At 71.8% G+C, this 18,056-nt stretch carries 14 protein-coding genes; 5 read left to right on the top strand and 9 right to left on the bottom strand.

All coding sequences use genetic code 11. The features are described 5' to 3' along the window. Positions 1–47: 47 nt before the first annotated feature. Both GA0070561_RS02520 and glpX read right to left on the bottom strand, forming a co-directional pair. Positions 48–1,019: a DMT family transporter gene (locus GA0070561_RS02520; protein WP_091394316.1), complete on the bottom strand. Its 972-nt coding sequence runs from the start codon at positions 1,017–1,019 to the stop codon at positions 48–50. Further along, entirely contained in the window at positions 1,016–2,047 is a 1,032-nt protein-coding gene (gene glpX, locus GA0070561_RS02515) for a class II fructose-bisphosphatase (protein ID WP_091394313.1), read from the bottom strand. The genes GA0070561_RS02520 and glpX overlap by 4 nt, the downstream gene beginning before the upstream one ends. Positions 2,048–2,207: 160 nt before the next feature. On the opposite strand from glpX, the gene GA0070561_RS02510 reads away from it, so the two are divergent. Together GA0070561_RS02510 and GA0070561_RS02505 are read left to right on the top strand one after the other, a co-directional pair. Continuing rightward, positions 2,208–2,855 (top strand): DUF4245 domain-containing protein, encoded by a 648-nt coding sequence (locus GA0070561_RS02510; RefSeq protein WP_091394310.1) that lies wholly within the window; start codon positions 2,208–2,210, stop codon positions 2,853–2,855. Between the two features lie 207 nt (positions 2,856–3,062). Next, a complete protein-coding gene (locus GA0070561_RS02505; RefSeq protein ID WP_091394308.1) occupies positions 3,063–3,908 on the top strand; it encodes a hypothetical protein in 846 nt (281 codons plus the stop codon). Between the two features lie 43 nt (positions 3,909–3,951). On the opposite strand, the gene GA0070561_RS02500 is transcribed toward GA0070561_RS02505, so the two are convergent. Together GA0070561_RS02500 and xseA are read right to left on the bottom strand one after the other, a co-directional pair. Further along, positions 3,952–4,173, bottom strand: a complete 222-nt coding sequence (locus GA0070561_RS02500) for an exodeoxyribonuclease VII small subunit (RefSeq protein WP_030328827.1) — start codon at positions 4,171–4,173, stop codon at positions 3,952–3,954. Between the two features lie 45 nt (positions 4,174–4,218). Then, a complete protein-coding gene (gene xseA / locus GA0070561_RS02495) occupies positions 4,219–5,472 on the bottom strand; it encodes an exodeoxyribonuclease VII large subunit (RefSeq protein WP_244166033.1) in 1,254 nt (417 codons plus the stop codon). Between the two features lie 156 nt (positions 5,473–5,628). Between xseA and GA0070561_RS02490 the strand changes: the two genes are divergently transcribed. Both GA0070561_RS02490 and GA0070561_RS02485 read left to right on the top strand, forming a co-directional pair. Continuing rightward, the gene (locus GA0070561_RS02490; protein ID WP_091397205.1) at positions 5,629–6,615 is read left to right on the top strand and encodes a 4-hydroxy-3-methylbut-2-enyl diphosphate reductase; all 987 of its coding nucleotides are present in this window, start codon (positions 5,629–5,631) and stop codon (positions 6,613–6,615) included. Between the two features lie 41 nt (positions 6,616–6,656). Beyond that, the gene (locus GA0070561_RS02485) at positions 6,657–7,091 is read left to right on the top strand and encodes a hypothetical protein (RefSeq protein WP_091394304.1); all 435 of its coding nucleotides are present in this window, start codon (positions 6,657–6,659) and stop codon (positions 7,089–7,091) included. Between the two features lie 70 nt (positions 7,092–7,161). Here GA0070561_RS02485 and GA0070561_RS02480 read toward each other — a convergent pair whose 3' ends face one another. Further along, positions 7,162–10,461, bottom strand: a complete 3,300-nt coding sequence (locus tag GA0070561_RS02480) for a S8 family serine peptidase (protein ID WP_091394301.1) — start codon at positions 10,459–10,461, stop codon at positions 7,162–7,164. 148 nt (positions 10,462–10,609) lie between these two features. After that, positions 10,610–11,770, bottom strand: coding sequence for a DNA recombination protein RmuC (locus tag GA0070561_RS02475; protein ID WP_091394298.1), 1,161 nt, complete (start codon positions 11,768–11,770; stop codon positions 10,610–10,612). Positions 11,771–11,824: 54 nt separating this feature from the next. On the opposite strand from GA0070561_RS02475, the gene GA0070561_RS02470 reads away from it, so the two are divergent. Continuing rightward, a complete protein-coding gene (locus GA0070561_RS02470) occupies positions 11,825–12,658 on the top strand; it encodes a hypothetical protein (RefSeq protein WP_091394295.1) in 834 nt (277 codons plus the stop codon). A gap of 69 nt (positions 12,659–12,727) precedes the next feature. On the opposite strand, the gene ppc is transcribed toward GA0070561_RS02470, so the two are convergent. The 3 genes from ppc to GA0070561_RS02455 all read right to left on the bottom strand — a co-directional run bounded on the left by ppc (position 12,728) and on the right by GA0070561_RS02455 (position 17,748). Beyond that, positions 12,728–15,514 carry a phosphoenolpyruvate carboxylase gene (gene ppc / locus GA0070561_RS02465; protein WP_091394293.1) on the bottom strand — a complete coding sequence of 929 codons (2,787 nt, stop codon included), beginning with the start codon at positions 15,512–15,514 and terminating at the stop codon, positions 12,728–12,730. Between the two features lie 129 nt (positions 15,515–15,643). Then, complete coding sequence (locus GA0070561_RS02460; protein WP_091394290.1) at positions 15,644–16,696, bottom strand: hypothetical protein; 1,053 nt, start codon at positions 16,694–16,696, stop codon at positions 15,644–15,646. Between the two features lie 137 nt (positions 16,697–16,833). Then, positions 16,834–17,748 (bottom strand): cyclase family protein, encoded by a 915-nt coding sequence (locus tag GA0070561_RS02455; protein WP_091394287.1) that lies wholly within the window; start codon positions 17,746–17,748, stop codon positions 16,834–16,836. Positions 17,749–18,056: the final 308 nt, after the last annotated feature.

The raw sequence follows: 18,056 nt of genomic DNA, 5'->3' as shown, positions 1-18,056 counted from the left end.
TGCGGCTGGCTCTCCGGCGTGCGGCTGGACCCTCGGCAGGTGGCTGGTCAGCGGCGAGCGGGTGGCGCCAGCGCGGCGATCAGCACCGCCACCATGGTCAGCGCTGCCCCGAGCAGAGTGTTCACACCCGGGTGCGAGGCCGCCGTGGGGAGGATCAGGTCCAGCAGGACGGCGCCCACGATCTGCCCGGCGATGGTGGCCAGGCCGAGCAGCAGAACGCCGGTGAAGCGGACGATCGCGGCGGCGATCGCGATGAACACGATGCCGATCGGGCCGCCCAGGTAGAGCCACGGCTCGGTCGGCAGGTGGCCGCCCGGCCAGCCGCGTACGGCGATGTCGATCGCGAACGCGACGAGCAGGGTGACAGTGCCGACGGCGAAGTTGACAAGCGTGGCGGTCAACGCACTGTCGGCCGCCGCTCGGACCCGGCCGTTGACGGCCTGCTGCCAGGCGATACCCACCCCGGCGAGCAGCGGTAGCAGGGCCAGCGCCAGCGCGCCCGGGTCGCCAAGACGGTCGCCGACCGCCAGGCCGACCGCCAGCACTGTGAGAACCGCGCCGGCCAGCCGCTGCCGGGTGACCGGCTGCCGGCCGGTCGGCCCGATCCCGGCCCGGTCCACGGCGAGGCTGCTGCCGGTCTGGCCGGCGACCACCGCCACGGTGAAGACCGCCACGCCCAACGTGCCGATGGTGAGGCCCTGGGTGGCCACCAGGAAGGCTCCGCACATCCCGCCGAGGCACTGCCAGGGCCGCAGTGTGCCGGTCCGCAGCGCCCGCCGCGTCGCGGCCAGCCCTCGCCGACCACCGGGGGTCGCGGGCACCAGCACCAGCAGCACCAGCAGACCGACGCCGAACGAGACGACAGCGGCGGCGAAACCGTCGTCGAGGCGTACCCCCAGCTCGCCGTTGATGCGCGACTGCACCGCCACCGCGACCCCGGAGGCCGACGCCAGCGCGACGCCGGTGATCCGGCGGGCGGCCGACAGGGTCTGCGGGGTCGCCGTGTCGGTGGCTGTCACTCCTGCTCGGCCAGCGGACGACCATCGAAGTCGACAGCGGAGTAGAGCGCCAGCTTCTCCAGCCGGTGGTACGAGTCGATCACCCGGATGGTGCCGCTCTTCGAGCGCATGACGATCGACTGGGTGTACGCGCCGCCCGCCCGGTAACGCACCCCGCGCAGGAGGTCGCCCGAGGTGACCCCGGTCGCCACGAAGAAGCAGTTGTCGCCGGTGACCAGATCGTCGGTGCCCAGCACCCGGTCCAGGTCGTGCCCGGCGGCGATCGCCTTCTCCCGTTCCTGCTCGTCGCGCGGCCACAGCTTGGCCTGCATCGCGCCGCCCATGCACTTCAGCGCGCACGCGGAGATGATGCCCTCCGGGGTGCCGCCGATGCCCATCAGGACGTCGACGTCCGACTCGCCCCGGGCCGCCGCGATGGAGCCCGCGATGTCGCCGTCGGAGATGAACCGGATCCCCGCCCCGGTCCGGCGGATCTGTGCGACCAGGTCGTCGTGACGGCTCCGGTCCAGCACGCAGACGGTGACCTCGGAGACGTCGGTGCCCTTGACCTTGGCGATCCGGCGCAGGTTCTCCGCCACACCGGCGTTGATGTCGATCACGTCGGCGTACGCCGGCCCGACGGCGAGCTTCTCCATGTAGAACACGGCGCTGGGGTCGAACATCGCACCGCGCTCGGAGACGGCCAGCACCGCCACCGCGTTCGGCATGCCCTTGCTCATCAGGGTGGTGCCGTCCACCGGGTCGACGGCGACGTCCACCTCCGGGCCCGTGCCGTCGCCGACGTGTTCGCCGTTGAAGAGCATCGGGGCGTTGTCCTTCTCGCCCTCGCCGATCACCACCACACCGCGCATCTGGATCGAGTTGATCAGCTTGCGCATCGCGTCGACCGCGGCTCCGTCGCCGCCCTCCTTGTCGCCTCGACCGACCCACCGGCCGGCGGCCATCGCCGCGGCCTCGGTGACCCGGACCAGGTCGAGGGCAAGGTTTCGGTCGAGATCCTGTGGGATCCGCGTCCTGGTGTTCGTCATGACGGCTACTCCTCCTCGCGACGGTGCGGGGAACGACCGGCGGCGGGGAGGCCCCCACTGACGGCTTTGTCGCTGATCCTCACACGATGGCCGACCGGGCGTCGGCGCGGGGCGGTGATGGCCCGGATACCGCCGGTCGGGCGGCTGCGAAGATAAGGGGGTGGAACCCGCACAGCCAGCCGACCGCGTACCCGCCGACCGCACGCCGCCCGACGGTCAGCCGCCGGCCGACGTCCCCGCCGGCCGCGGTGGTGAGCCCGCCGCGACCGACCCGACCCCACCGCCGCCGGCGGTGTCCGGCAAGTCCGAGCGGTCGCCGAAGGACATGGCGATCTCGCTGCTGGTCCTGCTCGTCCCGATCGCGCTGCTGCTGGCGTTCTACCGGGGATTCCTCGGCGGCGACCAGGCCACCACAGTCGATCCGGCGCCCGCCATCGAGCAGGCCCGTTCGGCGAACGTCTTTCCGGTGAGCCAGCCGCAGGGGCTCGGCGGCGACTGGAAGATGGTCAGCGCCCGCTATCAGACCGTCGAGGACGGTGCGAACCTGCGACTCGGCTACCTGACACCGGAGGGGCGGGGCGTCCAACTGCTGCAGAGCAGCGTCCCGGCGGACCGTCTGCTCCCCGCCGAGCTGACCAGTCAGGGCCAGCCGCAGGGCCCCACCGAGCTGGCCGGGCGCACCTGGCAGCTCTACACGGCCCGGGGAAACCAGCAGGCGCTGGTCCTGCTGGAGCCGACCCGCACGGTGATCGTCGTCGGCGACGCCCGGGACAACGAACTCCGCGAACTGGCCGGCTCGCTGCGCTGACCGGACCCCGGTGGGGTGGCCCCGCGGGCGCCGAATCTGGGCAACAGGCCCGAAGGGTGATTGTCCGGCCCGTCGACAGGGAACAAGGAGGGTGTGATCCGGGCGCGCTGCTCGGCCCGGGTCGCGCGACGCAGCCGACGGTGCTGCTGCGTCGCCGGAGTTTCCGGCGCCGTCCAGGTCGTCGGGTGACCCCCTTGGGAGACACGTATGACTGTTCGACGACTCGGCGCCGGCCTGGTAGCCGCCGCTCTGATCACGCCCGCACTGGCCGCCTGCGCCAGCGGAACCGGCACCGCCGGATCGACGCCGTCCCCGACGGTGAGCGCCTCCGGCACGGCGAGCCCGTCCGGTGCCCCGGTGGCGGGTGACGCCAAGCAGGCCCTGCTCGACTCCACCAAGGAGATCAGCAACGGGAACTTCCGGTTCACCCTGGCCGGCGCCGGCTCGACGGCGGAGGGGCTGGTGCACCAGCCGAGCCAGAGCGCGGCGATGAAGATCGCGATCGGTGGTCCCTCGGCCGACCTGGCGATGAAGCTCGACGTGATCCACTTCAAGCCGGACAGCTGGGTCAAGCTGGAGCTGACCGGCCCCACCGCCGACAGCCTGCCCGCCATCAAGCAGCTCAACCTCGGCAAGTACCAGCACCTGGACCAGAACCGGATCAAGGGCAACCGCAACCTCGGCTTCGACTTCGAGAAGGTCGACCCGGCCGGTAGCGCGGTGCTCACCCAGGGCATCACCGAGGTCCGCAGCACCGGCACCGGCGCGTACGCCGGCACCATCGACGTCACCAAGGCCGCCGAGGCGGGCTCGTTGAACGCGGCCACGATCGCCGCGCTGGGCACCCAGGCGAAGACCGTCCCGTTCACCGCGAAGGTGGACCCGCAGGGCCGGCTCAGCGAGCTGGTGCTGCAGTTGCCGGCCGCCGGGCAGACCGCCGCCCAGGAGGTCAAGATGACCTACTCCGACTACGGTGCCGCCACCGCCGCTCAGAAGCCGCCGGCGGACCAGGTCGTCGAGGCGCCGGCCGAGCTGTACAGCCTGTTCAACTGACGTACCGAGGTGGGGCGGCTCCGGCCGCCCCACCGGCGGTCGGTCAGGAAGCGGGCTCCTGCCGGGCGGCGTCGATCCGCGCCCGCGCACCATCCAGCCAGCGTTGACAGATCACCGCCAGCGCCTCGCCGCGCTCCCAGAGTGCCAGCGACTCCTCCAGGGACGTGCCGCCTGCCTCCAGCCGTTCCACCACCGAGGCCAGCTCGGCGCGGGCCTGCTCGTAACTGAGCCGCTCGTCCGGCCCGGCCTTCGTGTCGTCAGTCATCGCGTTCATCTCAGCACACCACTCCCCACCGCGCCGCGTCGCCACTCAGCCATCGACCGTGGCGGCCAGCTCGCCGTCGGCCAGCCGTACCCGCAGCGGGTCGCCCTTGCCGACCTCTGCCGCCGCGCGGACCACGTGGCCGTCCGCGCGCTGCACGATCGCGTACCCCCGGTCGAGGGTGGCGGCGGGGGAGAGCGCGCGTAGTCGCGCGAGGGTGTGCCGCAGATCACCGTCGGCGGCGGTGAGTCGGTGATCCAGGCAGCGGCCGGCCCGTTGGCGCAACGCGGCCAGCTCGGTGGCCCGATGCTCCACCATCACCTGCGGGCGGGCCAGCACCGGCCGGGAACGCAGCCCGTCGAGCCGGTGCGTCTCCCGGTCGACCAGGTTGCGTACCGCCCGTTCGAGGCGGTGCCGGGCCTGACCGATGAGGCGTACCTCCTCGGTGAGGTCGGGGACGACCCGCTTCGCCGCGTCGGTCGGGGTGGAGGCACGGACATCGGCGACGTAGTCGATCAAGGGCGCGTCCGTCTCGTGGCCGATCGCGCTGACCACCGGCGTACGACAGCCGAACACCGCGCGGCAGAGCGCCTCGTCGGAGAAGGGCAGCAGGTCCTCGATGCCGCCGCCACCCCGGGCGATGATGATCACGTCGATGCTCGGGTCGGCGTCCAGCACCTTGAGCGCGTCGACGATCTGCGGCACCGCGGACGGGCCCTGCACGGCCACGTTGACCGTCCGGAACTCCACCGCTGGCCAGCGGCGCCGGGCATTTGTCAGCACGTCCCGCTCCGCCGCCGACGCGCGACCGGTGATGAGCCCGATCCGGCCGGGCAGGAACGGCAGTCGACGCTTGCGGGCGCGGTCGAACAGCCCTTCGGCGGCGAGCAGCTTCTTGAGCTTCTCCAGTCGGGCCAGCAACTCCCCGAGCCCTACCTGGCGAATCTCGTCGGCCCGCAGGCTCAGCGTGCCCCGGGCGGCGTAGAACTCGGGCTTGGCGTGCAGCACCACACGTGCGCCCTCGCGTAGCTCCGGCGCGCCGGAGTCCAGGACGTCCCGGTTTGTGGTGACGGTCAGGCTCAGGTCGGCCGACGGGTCACGCAGGGTGAGGAAGACCGTGCTGGCCCCGGGGCGGCGGCTGATCTGCGCGACCTGCCCGTCCACCCACACCCAGCCCAGCTTGGCGATCCAGGCCCCCACCTTCTGGCTGACCACCCGTACCGGCCAAGGCTCCTCAGCGCTGCTCGCCCCGCCGCCGCCCCCGCCGCTTCCGCCGCTTCTCACCCGCCCGCCCTCGCTCACCCGCCCACCCTACGGACCTCCCCGGTGATCAAGAGGTTTGCGTCGGCGCTGGGCGCGTTTCTGACGCAAACCTCTTGATCACCGAGGGCAGGGGGTGGGGGTTGGGGTGGGTTGCGGGCCGGTGCCGGGTGGGAGGGTGGCACGTACGATGGGGTGGTGACTGAGGCTCAGGCGACTCACCGGACCGGCAAGCGCGTGCTCCTGGCCAAGCCCCGCGGCTACTGCGCGGGTGTCGACCGCGCGGTGCAGACCGTGGAGGAGGCGCTGAAGCTCTACGGCGCCCCGATCTACGTGCGCAAGCAGATCGTGCACAACAAGCACGTGGTGCAGACCCTGGAGGCCCAGGGCGCCATCTTCGTGGAGGAGAACGAGGAGGTGCCGGAGGGCGCCACCGTCGTCTTCTCCGCGCACGGTGTGGCGCCGGAGGTCCACGAGCAGGCCAAGGCGCGGTCGCTCAAGGCGATCGACGCGACCTGTCCGCTGGTCACCAAGGTGCACCACGAGGCGCGGCGCTTCGCGGCCGAGGACTACGACATCCTGCTCATCGGCCACGAGGGGCACGAAGAGGTCATCGGCACCGCCGGTGAGGCCCCCGCGCACATCCAGCTGGTGGACGGCCCGGACGGCGCCGACAAGATCACCGTACGTGATCCGGAGAAGGTGGTGTGGCTCTCCCAGACCACGCTCTCTGTCGACGAGACGCTGGAGACGGTGGCCCGCCTCAAGCAGCGGCTGCCGCTGTTGCAGTCCCCACCCAGCGACGACATCTGCTACGCCACCTCCAATCGGCAGCACGTGGTCAAGGAGATCGCCGCAGACTGTGACGTGGTGATCGTGGTCGGCTCGACGAACTCCTCCAACTCGGTCCGCCTGGTCGAGGTCGCCCTGGACGCCGGCGCCCGCGCCGGTCACCTGGTCGACTTCGCGCACGAGATCGACGACGCCTGGCTGGAGGGGGCCACCACGGTCGGCCTGACCTCGGGCGCGAGCGTCCCGGACGACCTGGTCCAGGAGGTGCTGGTCCACCTCGCCGCCCGCGGCTTCGCCGACGTCGAGGAGATCACCACCGCCAACGAGCGGCTCACGTTCTCGCTTCCGCAGGAGCTGAGGCGGGACATGAAGGCCGCCGCGGCGCGCGGCTGAAGCGCGGGAACGAACTCGGGTCGGCGTACGTCAGATTCGGCATGAGGACTCTTCGGCTCGCCGTCCCCGCGCTGGCCGTCTGCGTGGCGCTGAGCGCCTGCGGCGGCCAGGGCGTCGGGGGCGGCACACCCACCCCGACACCGACGGGAGCCCAGCCGGTGACCAGCCAGCCCACGCCCGACCCGACGCCCTCGCCGGCGACCGGCACCCCGACCGTGCCGCCCGGGGTGAAGACCCCGAAGCCGGGCGGCCCGAGCACACCGCCGGGCGTCGGGGCCACCACCCTGAGCGGCACTTTGCAGGGCGGCGTGGAGCCCGGGTGCGTACTGCTCGACGGTTACCTGCTGCTCGGCGGCCCTCGTGACGTGCTGATGCCGGGCGTACGGGTCGAGGTCACCGGCCGGGTGGAGCCCGGCATGATGACCACCTGCCAGCAGGGCACCCCGTTCGTCGTCACGGCCGCCCACCGATCCTGACCACTCACCCCTGACACACGGGAGCCCGCCCCCGAACGTGGGGACGGGCTCCTGCGGTGTTACGAGCGGATCAGTTCACGGCACCGATGGACACGTTGCCGCGACCCACGACCGCACCCTCGCTGGTGACGATCGCCAGTTCACCGGAGAGCTGACGCCCGTCGGCCGGAACGGCCACCGCGGTCACCGTGCCGGTGATGGTGGCCGATTCGCCGTGCATCAGCGGCACCGCGGCGGCCGGGGCGGTGATCGTGCCCAGCGACGCGGACGCGAACGCGTCGTAGTAGTCGTAGGCGGTGCTGGTCCCCGGCCCGTCAACCCCGTACGGCTCCACCACGACGCGGTAGGTGCCGGCGGCCGGGTTGGTCAGCGTGACCGCCTCCTCCGAGTCGCCGTCCGCGGCCCGGCCGACCTCGGTGGTACCCCGGTAGACGAACAGGTCGAGGTCGGCTCCCGCGTTGGCGGGGTTGCCGATCCGGGCGGTGAACGTCGACGTACCCGCCGGGATCTCGACGGTCCACTCCTGGTTGGGACCGCCCTCGGTGATGGTCGGACGCTCGGTCCGCACACCGGTCAGCGCGCCACTGCGGCCGCTGACCGAGACCGGACCGAAGGCGTTGGTGACCTTCCAGCTCACCGGGGTCGGCTCGCCGGCCTCGACACTGGGCAGCTCGACCAGCGCCGGCTCGACCGTCAGGCCCTGCACCCGCGCCTGGAGCTTGAACGGGTTGTTCAGCGCCGGGGACGTGCGCCGCGACTCCACCTCGATCTCCCAGACCCCGGGAAGCGGGTTCTGGTAGTCACGCTCCTGCGGCTTGCAGACGTTGACGTCGGAGAAGTTGGTGTAGCAGACGGTGCTGGTGGTTGCCTCCACCGGCACACCCAGCGGGTTGATCGCGATGAACCGGGTCTGCGAACCGGTCGCGATCCCGGAGAGGTTCACCTGGAGGGCCTTGGCACCCTCGGGCACCGTGACGAAGTACGACGTGAAGCCGTTGCGGTCGACCGAGCCCTCGTTGGCGTACGAGAAGTTGGGCTTCTTCACGTCGTTCGAGGCCACTACCACTGTGGACACCTCGAAGTCGACAACGTTGGTGGCCGGGTCGTCGATCCGCACGATCGCGCCGTGCGCACCCTCGGTGGCCGGCTTGGCGGTGACGCTGATGGTGACGGCCTTGTTGAGCGGCAACGCGACGGTCTTCGGTGCCTTGAAGGTGCCGTCGTTGCCCTGGAGCGTGATGTTGTGCTTGATGGTGCCGGCCGGGCCGCTGGTGCGGGTGAGCTTGACCGGGTACGTCTTGCTCTGGCCGACCTTGTGGCCGCCCTCGGACGAGGTGCAGCGGTTGTAGACGCCGGTGCCCCGACCAGGGTTCGGCACGAACTTCACACCGTTCCAGATGGTCAGCTGCTCCGCCAGCGGGCTGCAGACCGGCGCGTCGGAGACGTACGAGCGGGTTTCGACGCCCTGGCGCAGCAGCTGCCAGGCGCCCGGAACGTTGACCATGCCGTAGCCCTGCGCGTACGTCGGCACGTCCGCGATCGGCTTGGCGGAGGTGAACAGCGCCCGCCGCAGTGCCGCCGGGCTGACGCCCCGGTCGGTGGCCTTGGCGGCCGACAGCAGCAACGCGCCGGCGCCGGCGGTCTGCGGAGACGCCATCGAGGTGCCGTTGAGCATCGCGTAGCCCGGGGGCAGCGCGTATCCGGCCTCGGGGACCGGGGCGCCGAGCTGCCAGGTCGGTGCGGTGGAGATGGCCGAGCCGGGGGCGGCGATGTTCGGCTTGAAGCCGCCGTCCTCGCGCGGGCCACGGGAGGAGAAGTTGAACAGTGCGTTCTTCTTCTTGACGACCGAGCCGTAGTTGGCCAGCCAGGTGTCCTTGCTGATGTTGGCGGCAACGCTGATCACGTTGCTGGCCACCGACGGGTCGCCGACGGTGTTGAGACCCGGGCCGGAGTTGCCGGCCGAGATGACCAACTGCACGCCGTACGTCTCGATCAGTTCGTTGTAGAGGTTCGTCCGCGCGTTGTTGCCGTCGTTCAGGCCCGGAAGGCCACCGATCGACATGTTGACGATGTCGACGCCACGGTTGGCCACCAGGTCGATCATGCCGGTGGTGAGGGCCGCTGCGCTGCAGCCGCCGCCCCAGGAGCAGGCGCGGGCGGAGACCAGCTTGGCGCCGGGCGCGGCACCGTCGAAGGCCCCGTTGCCGAGCATGTCGTTGGCGGCGGTGATGCCGGCGACATGGGTGCCGTGGGTGCTCTCGACAATGCCGATGTTGACGTAGTCGTAGGTGCCCGGCAGTCCGATCGGCGTGGTGTTCACGTTCTTGCGGAACTCGACGACGAAGGGCTGCCGCTCGGCGACCGGCGTGGCCGGGTTGTCGGTGCCGAAGTAGCCGATGTCGTACTTCTCCTTGTACGGCCGCATGATCGGGTCGTCGGTGAAGTTGCGGTTCTGGTTGGCGTCCACCCGGATGTTGTTGGTGGCCGGGTCGAAGAGCACACCCCAGGTGTCGGTGGTGTCGCCGTCGCGGTTGACGTCACCCCGGGCGTCGCTCGCGGTGGTGACCGACTCGCTGAACAGGTTGAACCGGTACGTGCCGGCCGGCGCCGTCCAGGTGCCGAGGCCGTCGATGGTGAACGACGGGCCGGCGACCTCGGCCTGCATCCGCCGCCACGAGCCGTCCTCCAGCGGGTCGGTCGCGGTGACCCAGTCGACGATCTTTCGCTCGCCGGTGGTGGTCTGCTGCAACGCCGGGTGGGCCAGGTCCACACCGGAGTCCATGATGCCGATCGTGACGCCCCGGCCGTCCCACTCCGGGTGGGCCGCGGTGAACGCCACAGCGCCGGTCTCGTTCGTCGGCATGTACGGGTTGTCGGCCGGGGTGGCCGCGCCCGGCGCCTCCACGGTGGCCTGCCGCGCGCCGGCGGTGCCGGTGGGGGTCTGTTCCGGGGCCGGGTCCGGCAGTTGGATGACCTCGTCCAGGTCGACCGCCGAGACGCCGGGCAGGCGGGCCGCCTTGAGGACCCGGTCGGTCGGGACCTTGGCCAGCACGAAGCCGACCCGGTCCTGCCGCTGGCTGACGGTGCCGCCGAGCTTGGTGAGGCTGTCGGCGACGTCCCCTGCCTCACCCTTCTCGGTGGCGACGATCAACGTGACGGTCGGAGCCTTCTTGGCGCGGGCCTCGCTGAGCAGTTTGGCGTCGTGCGCGCCCAGCGTCTCGGCGGCGGTGGCCGGGGAAGTGTCCGCTGTGGTCGTTGGAGCGGCGGCCGCGGTGGCGGCACCACCCATGGCGGTCACGGCACTCGCCGCCAGGACCGATGCGAAGAGCGCGGCTGAGGTGCGCCGGCTCAGGTTTGGGAGTCTGCTCACGTTCTCTTTTCCTCCAGAGAACAGGGCCCTCAGAGAAGGGCGCTCGGGTGAGCAGAATCTTTCGGGGTGTCGGCGAGCACTGTCACTAGTGCTCAGTTCCTTGTGACCACTTCGTGATATGCAGGCATACGCACTGTCACATAGATGGTTAGCGGGCCGAGACCTCGTCGGCCGGATCGGCCAGCTCGGGTGCCTGCGGCTGCCGGGGCGCCAACTCGACCTGGACCGGCGTGGCCAACTCGTCGTCCGAGACGCCCAACTCGGCGAGCTTGCGAGCGCTGACCAGCACCCGGGCCTCCAGCGAGCCGACCGCCCGGTTGTAGGCGGTCACCGCACCGGCCAGCGAGGACCCGAGCTTGCCAACGTGGTCACCGAGGGTGGAGAGCCGGCCGTACAGCTCCCGGGCCAGGGTGTGCACGGCGAGCGCGTTGCGGGCCAGTGCCTCCTGCCGCCATGAGTAGGCCACCGTGCGGAGCAGGGCGACCAGCGTGGCCGGCGTGGCGAGCACCACGTTGCGGGTGAAGGCGTGCTCCAGCAGCGTCGGGTCCCGTTGGAGCGCGACGTCGAGGAACGGGTCGGCGGGGACGAACAGCACCACGAACTCCGGTGAGTTGTCGAACGCCGACCAGTACGACTTGGCGGCCAGGGCGTCGACGTGCCCCCGCAGGTGCCGCGCGTGCGCGTCGAGGTGGGTGTCCCGGCCGCGTTCGTCGCGGGCCTCCATGGCTGTCAGGTACGCGTCGAACGGGGCCTTGGCGTCCACCACCACGGAGCGGCCGCCGTGCAGGCGGACCACCAGATCCGGTCGGACGACCTGCTGGTCGGTAGCGGCGGTGACCTGCTCCGAGAAGTCGCAGTGCTCCAGCATGCCGGCAGCCTCGACGATCCGGCGCAACTGGTGCTCGCCCCAGCGGCCCCGCACCTGCGGTGCGCGCAGCGCCGCCACCAACTGCTTGGTCTCGGTACGCAGCTCACCGGAGACCGCGGTCATCGAGCGGACCTGCTCACGCAGCTCGGCGTACGCGTCGACGCGGTCGTGTTCCAGCTCGGCCACCCGCTGCTCGTAGCGGCGCAGGGTGTCGTGCAGCGGCGCGACCGCCCGGGCCACCGCCTCCTGGGACTGTGCGGTGGCCTCGTAGCTCAACGCCCGCATGGACTGCTCCAGCCGACCCTCGCCCTCCCGGGTGGCGGCCAGGGTGGCATCCAGGCGGGCGATGTCGGCGGCCGACCGGGACCGGGCCGCCAGCCAGCCCACCGCCCCGCCGGCGCCGAGGCACACGATCACCAGGAGCACTGTCGAGACGTCCATCACCGGAGCTTGCCAGACGGATACGACGTGCGACCCGGGGGTACGTTCGATGACATGGAACTTGTGCTCTGCCTCGCCGTTGTGCTGGTCGGCGCGCTGGGCGCCGCCGCGCTCATCCGCGCTCAGGCCGGTGCCCGTCGGCGCACCGAGCTCGGCGACGCCCGCGCGGAGGCGCAGCGGTGGTACGAGCGCCTCGGCGGCCAGTTGATGAACCTGCACGGCGAGGACCCAGCGGTACGCCAGGCGCTGGCCGACGCCGGTGAGCGGTACAACGCGGCGGGCTCCCAGCTGGAGCAGGCGTCCACGCCGCACCAGTTCGGGCTGGCCCGGGAGACCGCGCTGGAGGGTTTGGCGTACATCCGGGCGGCGCGTACGGCGCTGGGCATCGATCCGGGCCCCGAGGTGCCGACCCTGGCCGCTGCCCGCGGCGTCGGGCAGCTCACCAAGGAGCGCGAGGTCGATGTGCAGGGGCAGACCTTCCGGGCCGGGCCGCAACCCGGCCGGGAAACGCCCTACTACTACCCCGGTGGGCGTTATCAGGGTCGCCCGGTGCCCGCCGGCTGGTATTCGACGCCCTGGTGGAAGACGGCGCTGGGTGCCGGCGCTGGCGTGCTCGGCGGCATCCTGATCGCCGACGCGCTCTTCTCTCCCGCCTTCGCCGACCCGGGGTACGGCTACGACGCCGGCTACCAGGAGGGCTTCGGTGACGGTGTCGATCAGGGCGGCGACGGCGGCGACCAGGGCGGCGACTTCGGGGGCGGCGACCAGGGTGGGGACTTCGGCGGCGGGGACTACGCCGGTGGGGACTTCGGTGGCGGCGACTTCGGTGGTGGCGGCTTCGGCGGCGGCGACTTCGGGGGCGGGGACTTCGGCGGCGGCGACTTCTGACCGCCGTTCGCAGAGCTACGACAACGGGCCCCGGTCGCAGCGACCGGGGCCCGTTTCGGTACCTGTTGATCAGCCGGTGTTGCGCATCCCGGCGGCGATGCCGTTCACGGTGGTGAGCAGCGCGCGTTCCAGGGCGGTGCCGTCGCTCGGTGCGCGTCGGCCGCCCGGTGCGGTGGCGATCGCCCGCCCGGCGGCGCCCGACTCCCGGTACTGCCGCAGCAGCGCCACCTGGAGATGGTGCAGCGGCTCCAGGTAGGTGTCGCGGACGGCCAGGGTGCGCTGGAGGACCGGCGAGTTCTCCAGCAGGGCCGGTGAGGCGGTCACCGCCAGGACCTCCCGCTTGGTCAGCTCGTACTCCTGCTCGATCTGCTCGAAGATCGGGTGCAGCTCCTTCGGCACCAGCGTCTCGACGTACCGGCGGGCGATGCTCAGGTCGGTCTTGGTCAGCATCATCTCGACGTTCGACAGGAACGTGCGGAAGAAGTGCCAGTTGCGGTGCATCTCGGCCAGCACGTCCGCCAGCCCCGCCTCGCGGGCGGCGGCCAGCCCGGAGCCGACGCCGAACCAGCCCGGCACGATCTGCCGGGTCTGCGTCCAACCGAACACCCACGGGATGGCCCGCAGCCCGGACAGCCCGGCACCGGTGTTCGGGCGCTTCGCCGGCCGGGAGCCGATGTTCAGCGCGCCGAGCAGCTCGGTCGGGGTGGACGCCCAGAAGTACGCGGGCAGGTCCGGGTCCTCGACCAGCGACCGGTAGGACCGGAACGCCGACTCGGAGACCACGTCCATCGTCGCGTCCCAGCGCTCCAACATCTCGGCCGGCTGCCGGGGTGCGGTGTGCAGCAGGGTCGCCTGGAGCACCGCGGCGAGGGTCAGTTCCAGGTTCTCCCGGGCCAGCGAGGGCAGGGTGTACTTGTCGGAGATCACCTCGCCTTGCTCGGTCACCTTGATCGCGCCGTCCATGGTGCCGTACGGCTGCGCCAGGATCGCCTCGTGCGTCGGCCCGCCGCCGCGTCCGACAGTGCCGCCCCGGCCGTGGAACAGCCGCAGGTGCACACCGTGCCGGGCGGCCACGTCGCGCAGCGCGCGCTGCGCCCGGTGAATGGACCACTGGCTGGTGGTGATCCCGGCTTCCTTGTTCGAGTCGGAGTAGCCGAGCATGACCTCCTGCACGTCACCCCGCGCCGTCACCAGCGCCCGGTACGCGGGCAGCGACAGCAGTTCGTCGAGGAGTTCGCCGCCGGAGTTCAGCTCGGCCGGGGTCTCCAGGAGCGGCACGAACCCGACCCGGGCCCGCCCGCTGTGCACGTCCACCAGGCCGGCCTCGCGGGCCAGCACCACGGCGGCCAGCACGTCGTCGACACCCAGGGTCATCGAGATGATGTACGACTCGATCACCTCGGCGCCGAACCGGTCCTGTGCCTCCCGGATGGTGCTGAACACGTCGAACGTCTTGCGGGCCGGCTCGGACAGCGACGTGTCGACTGTCGACAGCGGACGGCGACCGGTCAGCTCGTCGGCGAGCAGCTTGGTGCGTTCCAGCCGGGTCAGCGCCGGGTAGTCGGAGACCTCGCCGACCGCCTCGTAGAGCTGCGCGAGCACCGCGTGGTGCGCCTCGGCGTGCTCCCGGACGTCCATGGTGGCCAGGTGCAGGCCGAACGCGGAGACCGTACGGATGGTGGAGGCCAGCCGGCCGACCGCGGTGAGCTGCCCGGAGTTGCGGGCCAGCGAGGCGCGCAGCAGGTCCAGGTCGGCGATCAGCTCGGCGGAGCCCCGGTAGTCCCGGCCCGGTACGTGCGCGGTGCCCTGGCGCAACCTCAGCCGGGTGTTGGCGAGCTTCGCCTTCACACAGCGTGCCTTGAGCCGGTACGGCTCCTCCGCGTTGACCCGGCGGAAGCGCTGTGCCACCTCGGGCAGCGCGTCCAGGTCGGCGGCGAGGCTGGCGGAGAGGTCCAGGGACACCCCGCGCAGCCGGCGGGACACCGAGACCTCGTTGATCAGGTGGTCCATCGCCTTCTCGGTGGCCGCGATGCCGTGCTCGTGCTGGATGGTCAGCACCTCGCGGGTGACCGCCGGGGTGACGAACGGGTTGCCGTCGCGGTCGCCGCCGATCCAGGTGCCGAAGCTCAGCGGCCGGGCCGTCGGTGAGGTCTCCACGCCGAGCGTGCGCAACGTGTCGGCCAGGTCGTCGAGCACCTGCGGGGCGGCTTCGGCGTACAGGTCGCGCAGGTAGTAGATCGCGTTGCGGGCCTCGTCGGTCGGGTCCGGCCGGTCGAGCCGCAGCTCGTCGGTCTGCCACATCAGGTCCAACAACTCGGCCAGCCGGCGGTTGGCCGGGCCCTCGTCGCTGGCGCCGTAGAGGATCGCGTTTGCGGTCTCGGTGTCCAACTCGTCGGCGATAGCCCGCAACTTGGACAGGATCGAGCGACGGGCCGCCTCGGTCGGGTGCGCGGTGAAGACCGGTCGCACCGCCAGCCGGCGAGCCGCGTTGGCGATCTCCTCGGCCGGCACCCCGCGCTCGGCGATCATCTTGGCGGCCTGGTCCAGCCAGCCGCCCTGCACCGCGCGGCGGCGGCGCAGATCCCGCGCACGGTGCACCTGCTCGGTGATGTTGGCCAGGTGGAAGTAGGTGGAGAAGGCGCGGGCCAGCTTGGTGCCGGTGGTCACGTCGAGCCCGCCGAGGCGCTGGGCGGCCGCAGGGGCGTCGGAGCGAACCTGGGCGCGGATCTCCTCGACGAGGTCGAGCAGCGGGCGACCCTCCTGGCGGGCCAGGGTCTGGCCGAGCAGGGTGCCGAGTCGGCGGATGTCGGCGCGCAGTGCGGCGTCCGGGCCGTCATGGTCGTGCTGGTCGGTCACGATGCGCTCCCTTACGTGGGTACGAAGGACAGCGCTGTCCGACTTACTGGATGGTATCCGCGCGCCGGGGATGTCTGGAGGGCCCCCTGGTGATCCACTGCCCTCGGGAGGGTGTTTTCCGGGGTGATCTCAACCACCGTCGTGGTCCGGCGCGGGGCCGGAGCGGGTGGCCCCGGGGCCGGAGGTGGCGGCCCGCCGACCCCGGACCAGGCTCGCGGTGACCAACCCGAGCCCTCCGAGCACCGTCCAGATCCCGAGGGCGGCAGCCGGCCAGCCGGCCGACCGCCAGTCGAAGTACACAGCGGCCTTGGTCAGGTCGTTGGCGAGACCGGGGATGTTCCAGCGGTGCATGCCGCGCAGCACCCCGGGCAGGAACTCGGGCGCGTAGATGCCGCCGGAGCCCGGGTTGCCGAGCACCACCAGCAGCAGGATGACCAGCGCGGTGCCCGCGACGCCGAGCCAGCCCTGGATGGCGCTGGCGAACATGGCGGCGGCGAAGACGGCCAACGCGCCGATGGCGGCGATCGTCGGTACGTCGTGGTGCCAGATGTCCAGGACAGGCCCGACCACGACCGCGCCGGCGATGCCGAGCAGCACGCTGTAGACCGCCAGGGCGGCGATCCGCAGCCCGGCCCGACGCGCCGTACGGGGGGTGGTGCCGGCGGATATCCCGAGCACTGTCGAGCCCAGGTAGCCGCCGAGCACGTACCCGACGTTCAGGTAGAAGGGCACCACCCCGCGCGGGTCGGCCGGGGGGACCGGCACCTCGTCGACGATCTGGAGCGGGGTGCCGGTGCGGGTGGTGGCGGTGCCGAGGACCTCCTTGATCGCGCTGGTCGCGGAGGGACCGGAGGCGCTCGCCACGGTGAGGAGCAGGCCGTTGTCGGGTCCGGTGCTGAGTACGGCGTACACCGCGCGGCTGAGCAGTCCGTGCTCGGCGGCGGCCGGGTCGTCGTACCCGATGGGTTTGAGGATGTTGGTCTGGCCGCGCACGGCGTCGAGCGTCGCCCGGGCGCGTTGGTCGCCGGAGACGACGCCGATCGGCACGTCGCGGGGTGTGGGTTGGTGCAACGCGCCGACGTAGGCCGCGATGAACGCTGTGGCCAGCACGAGGGTGCCGAGGAGCAGTCCGATGCTGCGCGGCGCCCAGTCGTGAGCTGTGCCGTGCGATTCTTTGTCCACGTTGTCAGCCTATGGCTGGTTTTGTGGACAGCCGGGCGGAACCGGTTGGCCGGGCGGTTGACTGATCGCCACGGAGACCGGCCCGGCCGCTGGCCGTGCGTCGACGGCGTCGCGGGTGGCGTCCGAGGCGGGTGGCGTCAGGGGTCGACGACGGCGAAGGCGCGGACCGGAAAGGTGGCCATGCCGGCCACCATCGGCGGGGCCGCGGTGAACCGGAACCCGCTCGGCGGCAACGCGGCCAGGCCGGTCAGGTGCTCCACGATCGGGATGCCGGCGGCGAGCAGCGCGCTGTGCGCGGGGCGTACACCGGCGGCCGCCGGGCTCATGTCGTCGATGTTGATCGAGTCGATGCCGACCAGGGCCGCCCCCGCGTCGACCAGCGCCTGGGCGGCGTCGCCGGTCAGGTACGGCGCGTCCGGCGCGCCGTACCGATCGGTGCCGAAGTGCGCGTCCCACCCGGTGTGCAGCAGCACCGCCCGGCCGGCCACCTCGTACGGGGCCAGCATCAGCCGGTCCACCGCGCGGATGCCGGCCGGCACCCGGACCACCACCCCCGGTAGGTCGGCGAGACGGTCCAGCGACACCCCGGTCAGGTCGTCCCGGCCGGCCCAGCGGTGGGCGGGCGTGTCCAGGTACGTGCCGGTGTTGGCGATCATGTCGATCCGGGCCACGTGGAACTCGGTGCCCGGGGCGTACCGCTCGCGGGATGCCGCGAAGGTCAGCCACTCGGTGATCCGAGGGCCCGGCCAATCCGGCAGGGTCGTCATCCCGTCGCTGATCACGTGGCTCAGCTCGACCAGCCGACGATCGGCGCCGGATCCGTCGACCGCGACACCCCGGCCGCCCTTGTGCGGCTCCTCGATGATCGTCTTGGCGCTGATCCGAACCTCGGCGACCATCAGCAGCCCGAGGTGCCGGACGAACAACGCCGCCAGGTCGTCGTCGGTGATCTCCCGACCGGGAATGTCCAGCCGGAACCCCTCGGCACGCAGCCCGCCGCCGTTGGCGAAGCTCACCTCCGCGTCGAACTGTGCCCGCCACTGCTCACCCATACCGAAACCCGACCACGCCCGCCGGCGGCGGTCAAGATCCCCGGGCGGCGGCGGCCGGCGCCCGCCCGGCAAGATCGCGCAACATCCAGGATGTAGTGGCATCGGTGCGCCGCTGAGGCCACTACATCCTGGTTCGAGCATGATCTTGGCGTGGCGGCGTGGCGGCGTGGCGGCGTGGCGGCGTGGCGGCGTGGCGGCGTGGCGGTGCGGCGGTGCGGCGGTGCGGCGGCATGGCGGCGTGGCGGCGCGGGTGACGTGGGTGACGCGCGCGGCGCGGACCTCGGCGGAAGGGGGTGTGTGTCGGTGGA

The sequence above is a fragment of the Micromonospora saelicesensis genome, assembly GCF_900091575.1.
GTDB lineage: Bacteria > Actinomycetota > Actinomycetes > Mycobacteriales > Micromonosporaceae > Micromonospora > Micromonospora saelicesensis.
This window is presented reverse-complemented; position numbering and strand designations above follow the sequence as displayed.

Bases quoted from the DNA above. Each gene is read 5' to 3' on its own strand.
- GA0070561_RS02455 (WP_091394287.1), bottom strand. From the start codon at position 17,748: ATGGGTGAGCAGTGGCGGGCACAGTTCGACGCGGAGGTGAGCTTCGCC.
- GA0070561_RS02485 (WP_091394304.1), top strand. From the start codon at position 6,657: ATGAGGACTCTTCGGCTCGCCGTCCCCGCGCTGGCCGTCTGCGTGGCG.
- glpX (WP_091394313.1), bottom strand. From the start codon at position 2,047: ATGACGAACACCAGGACGCGGATCCCACAGGATCTCGACCGAAACCTT.
- GA0070561_RS02475 (WP_091394298.1), bottom strand. From the start codon at position 11,770: ATGGACGTCTCGACAGTGCTCCTGGTGATCGTGTGCCTCGGCGCCGGC.
- GA0070561_RS02505 (WP_091394308.1), top strand. From the start codon at position 3,063: ATGACTGTTCGACGACTCGGCGCCGGCCTGGTAGCCGCCGCTCTGATC.
- GA0070561_RS02470 (WP_091394295.1), top strand. From the start codon at position 11,825: ATGGAACTTGTGCTCTGCCTCGCCGTTGTGCTGGTCGGCGCGCTGGGC.
- GA0070561_RS02500 (WP_030328827.1), bottom strand. From the start codon at position 4,173: ATGACTGACGACACGAAGGCCGGGCCGGACGAGCGGCTCAGTTACGAG.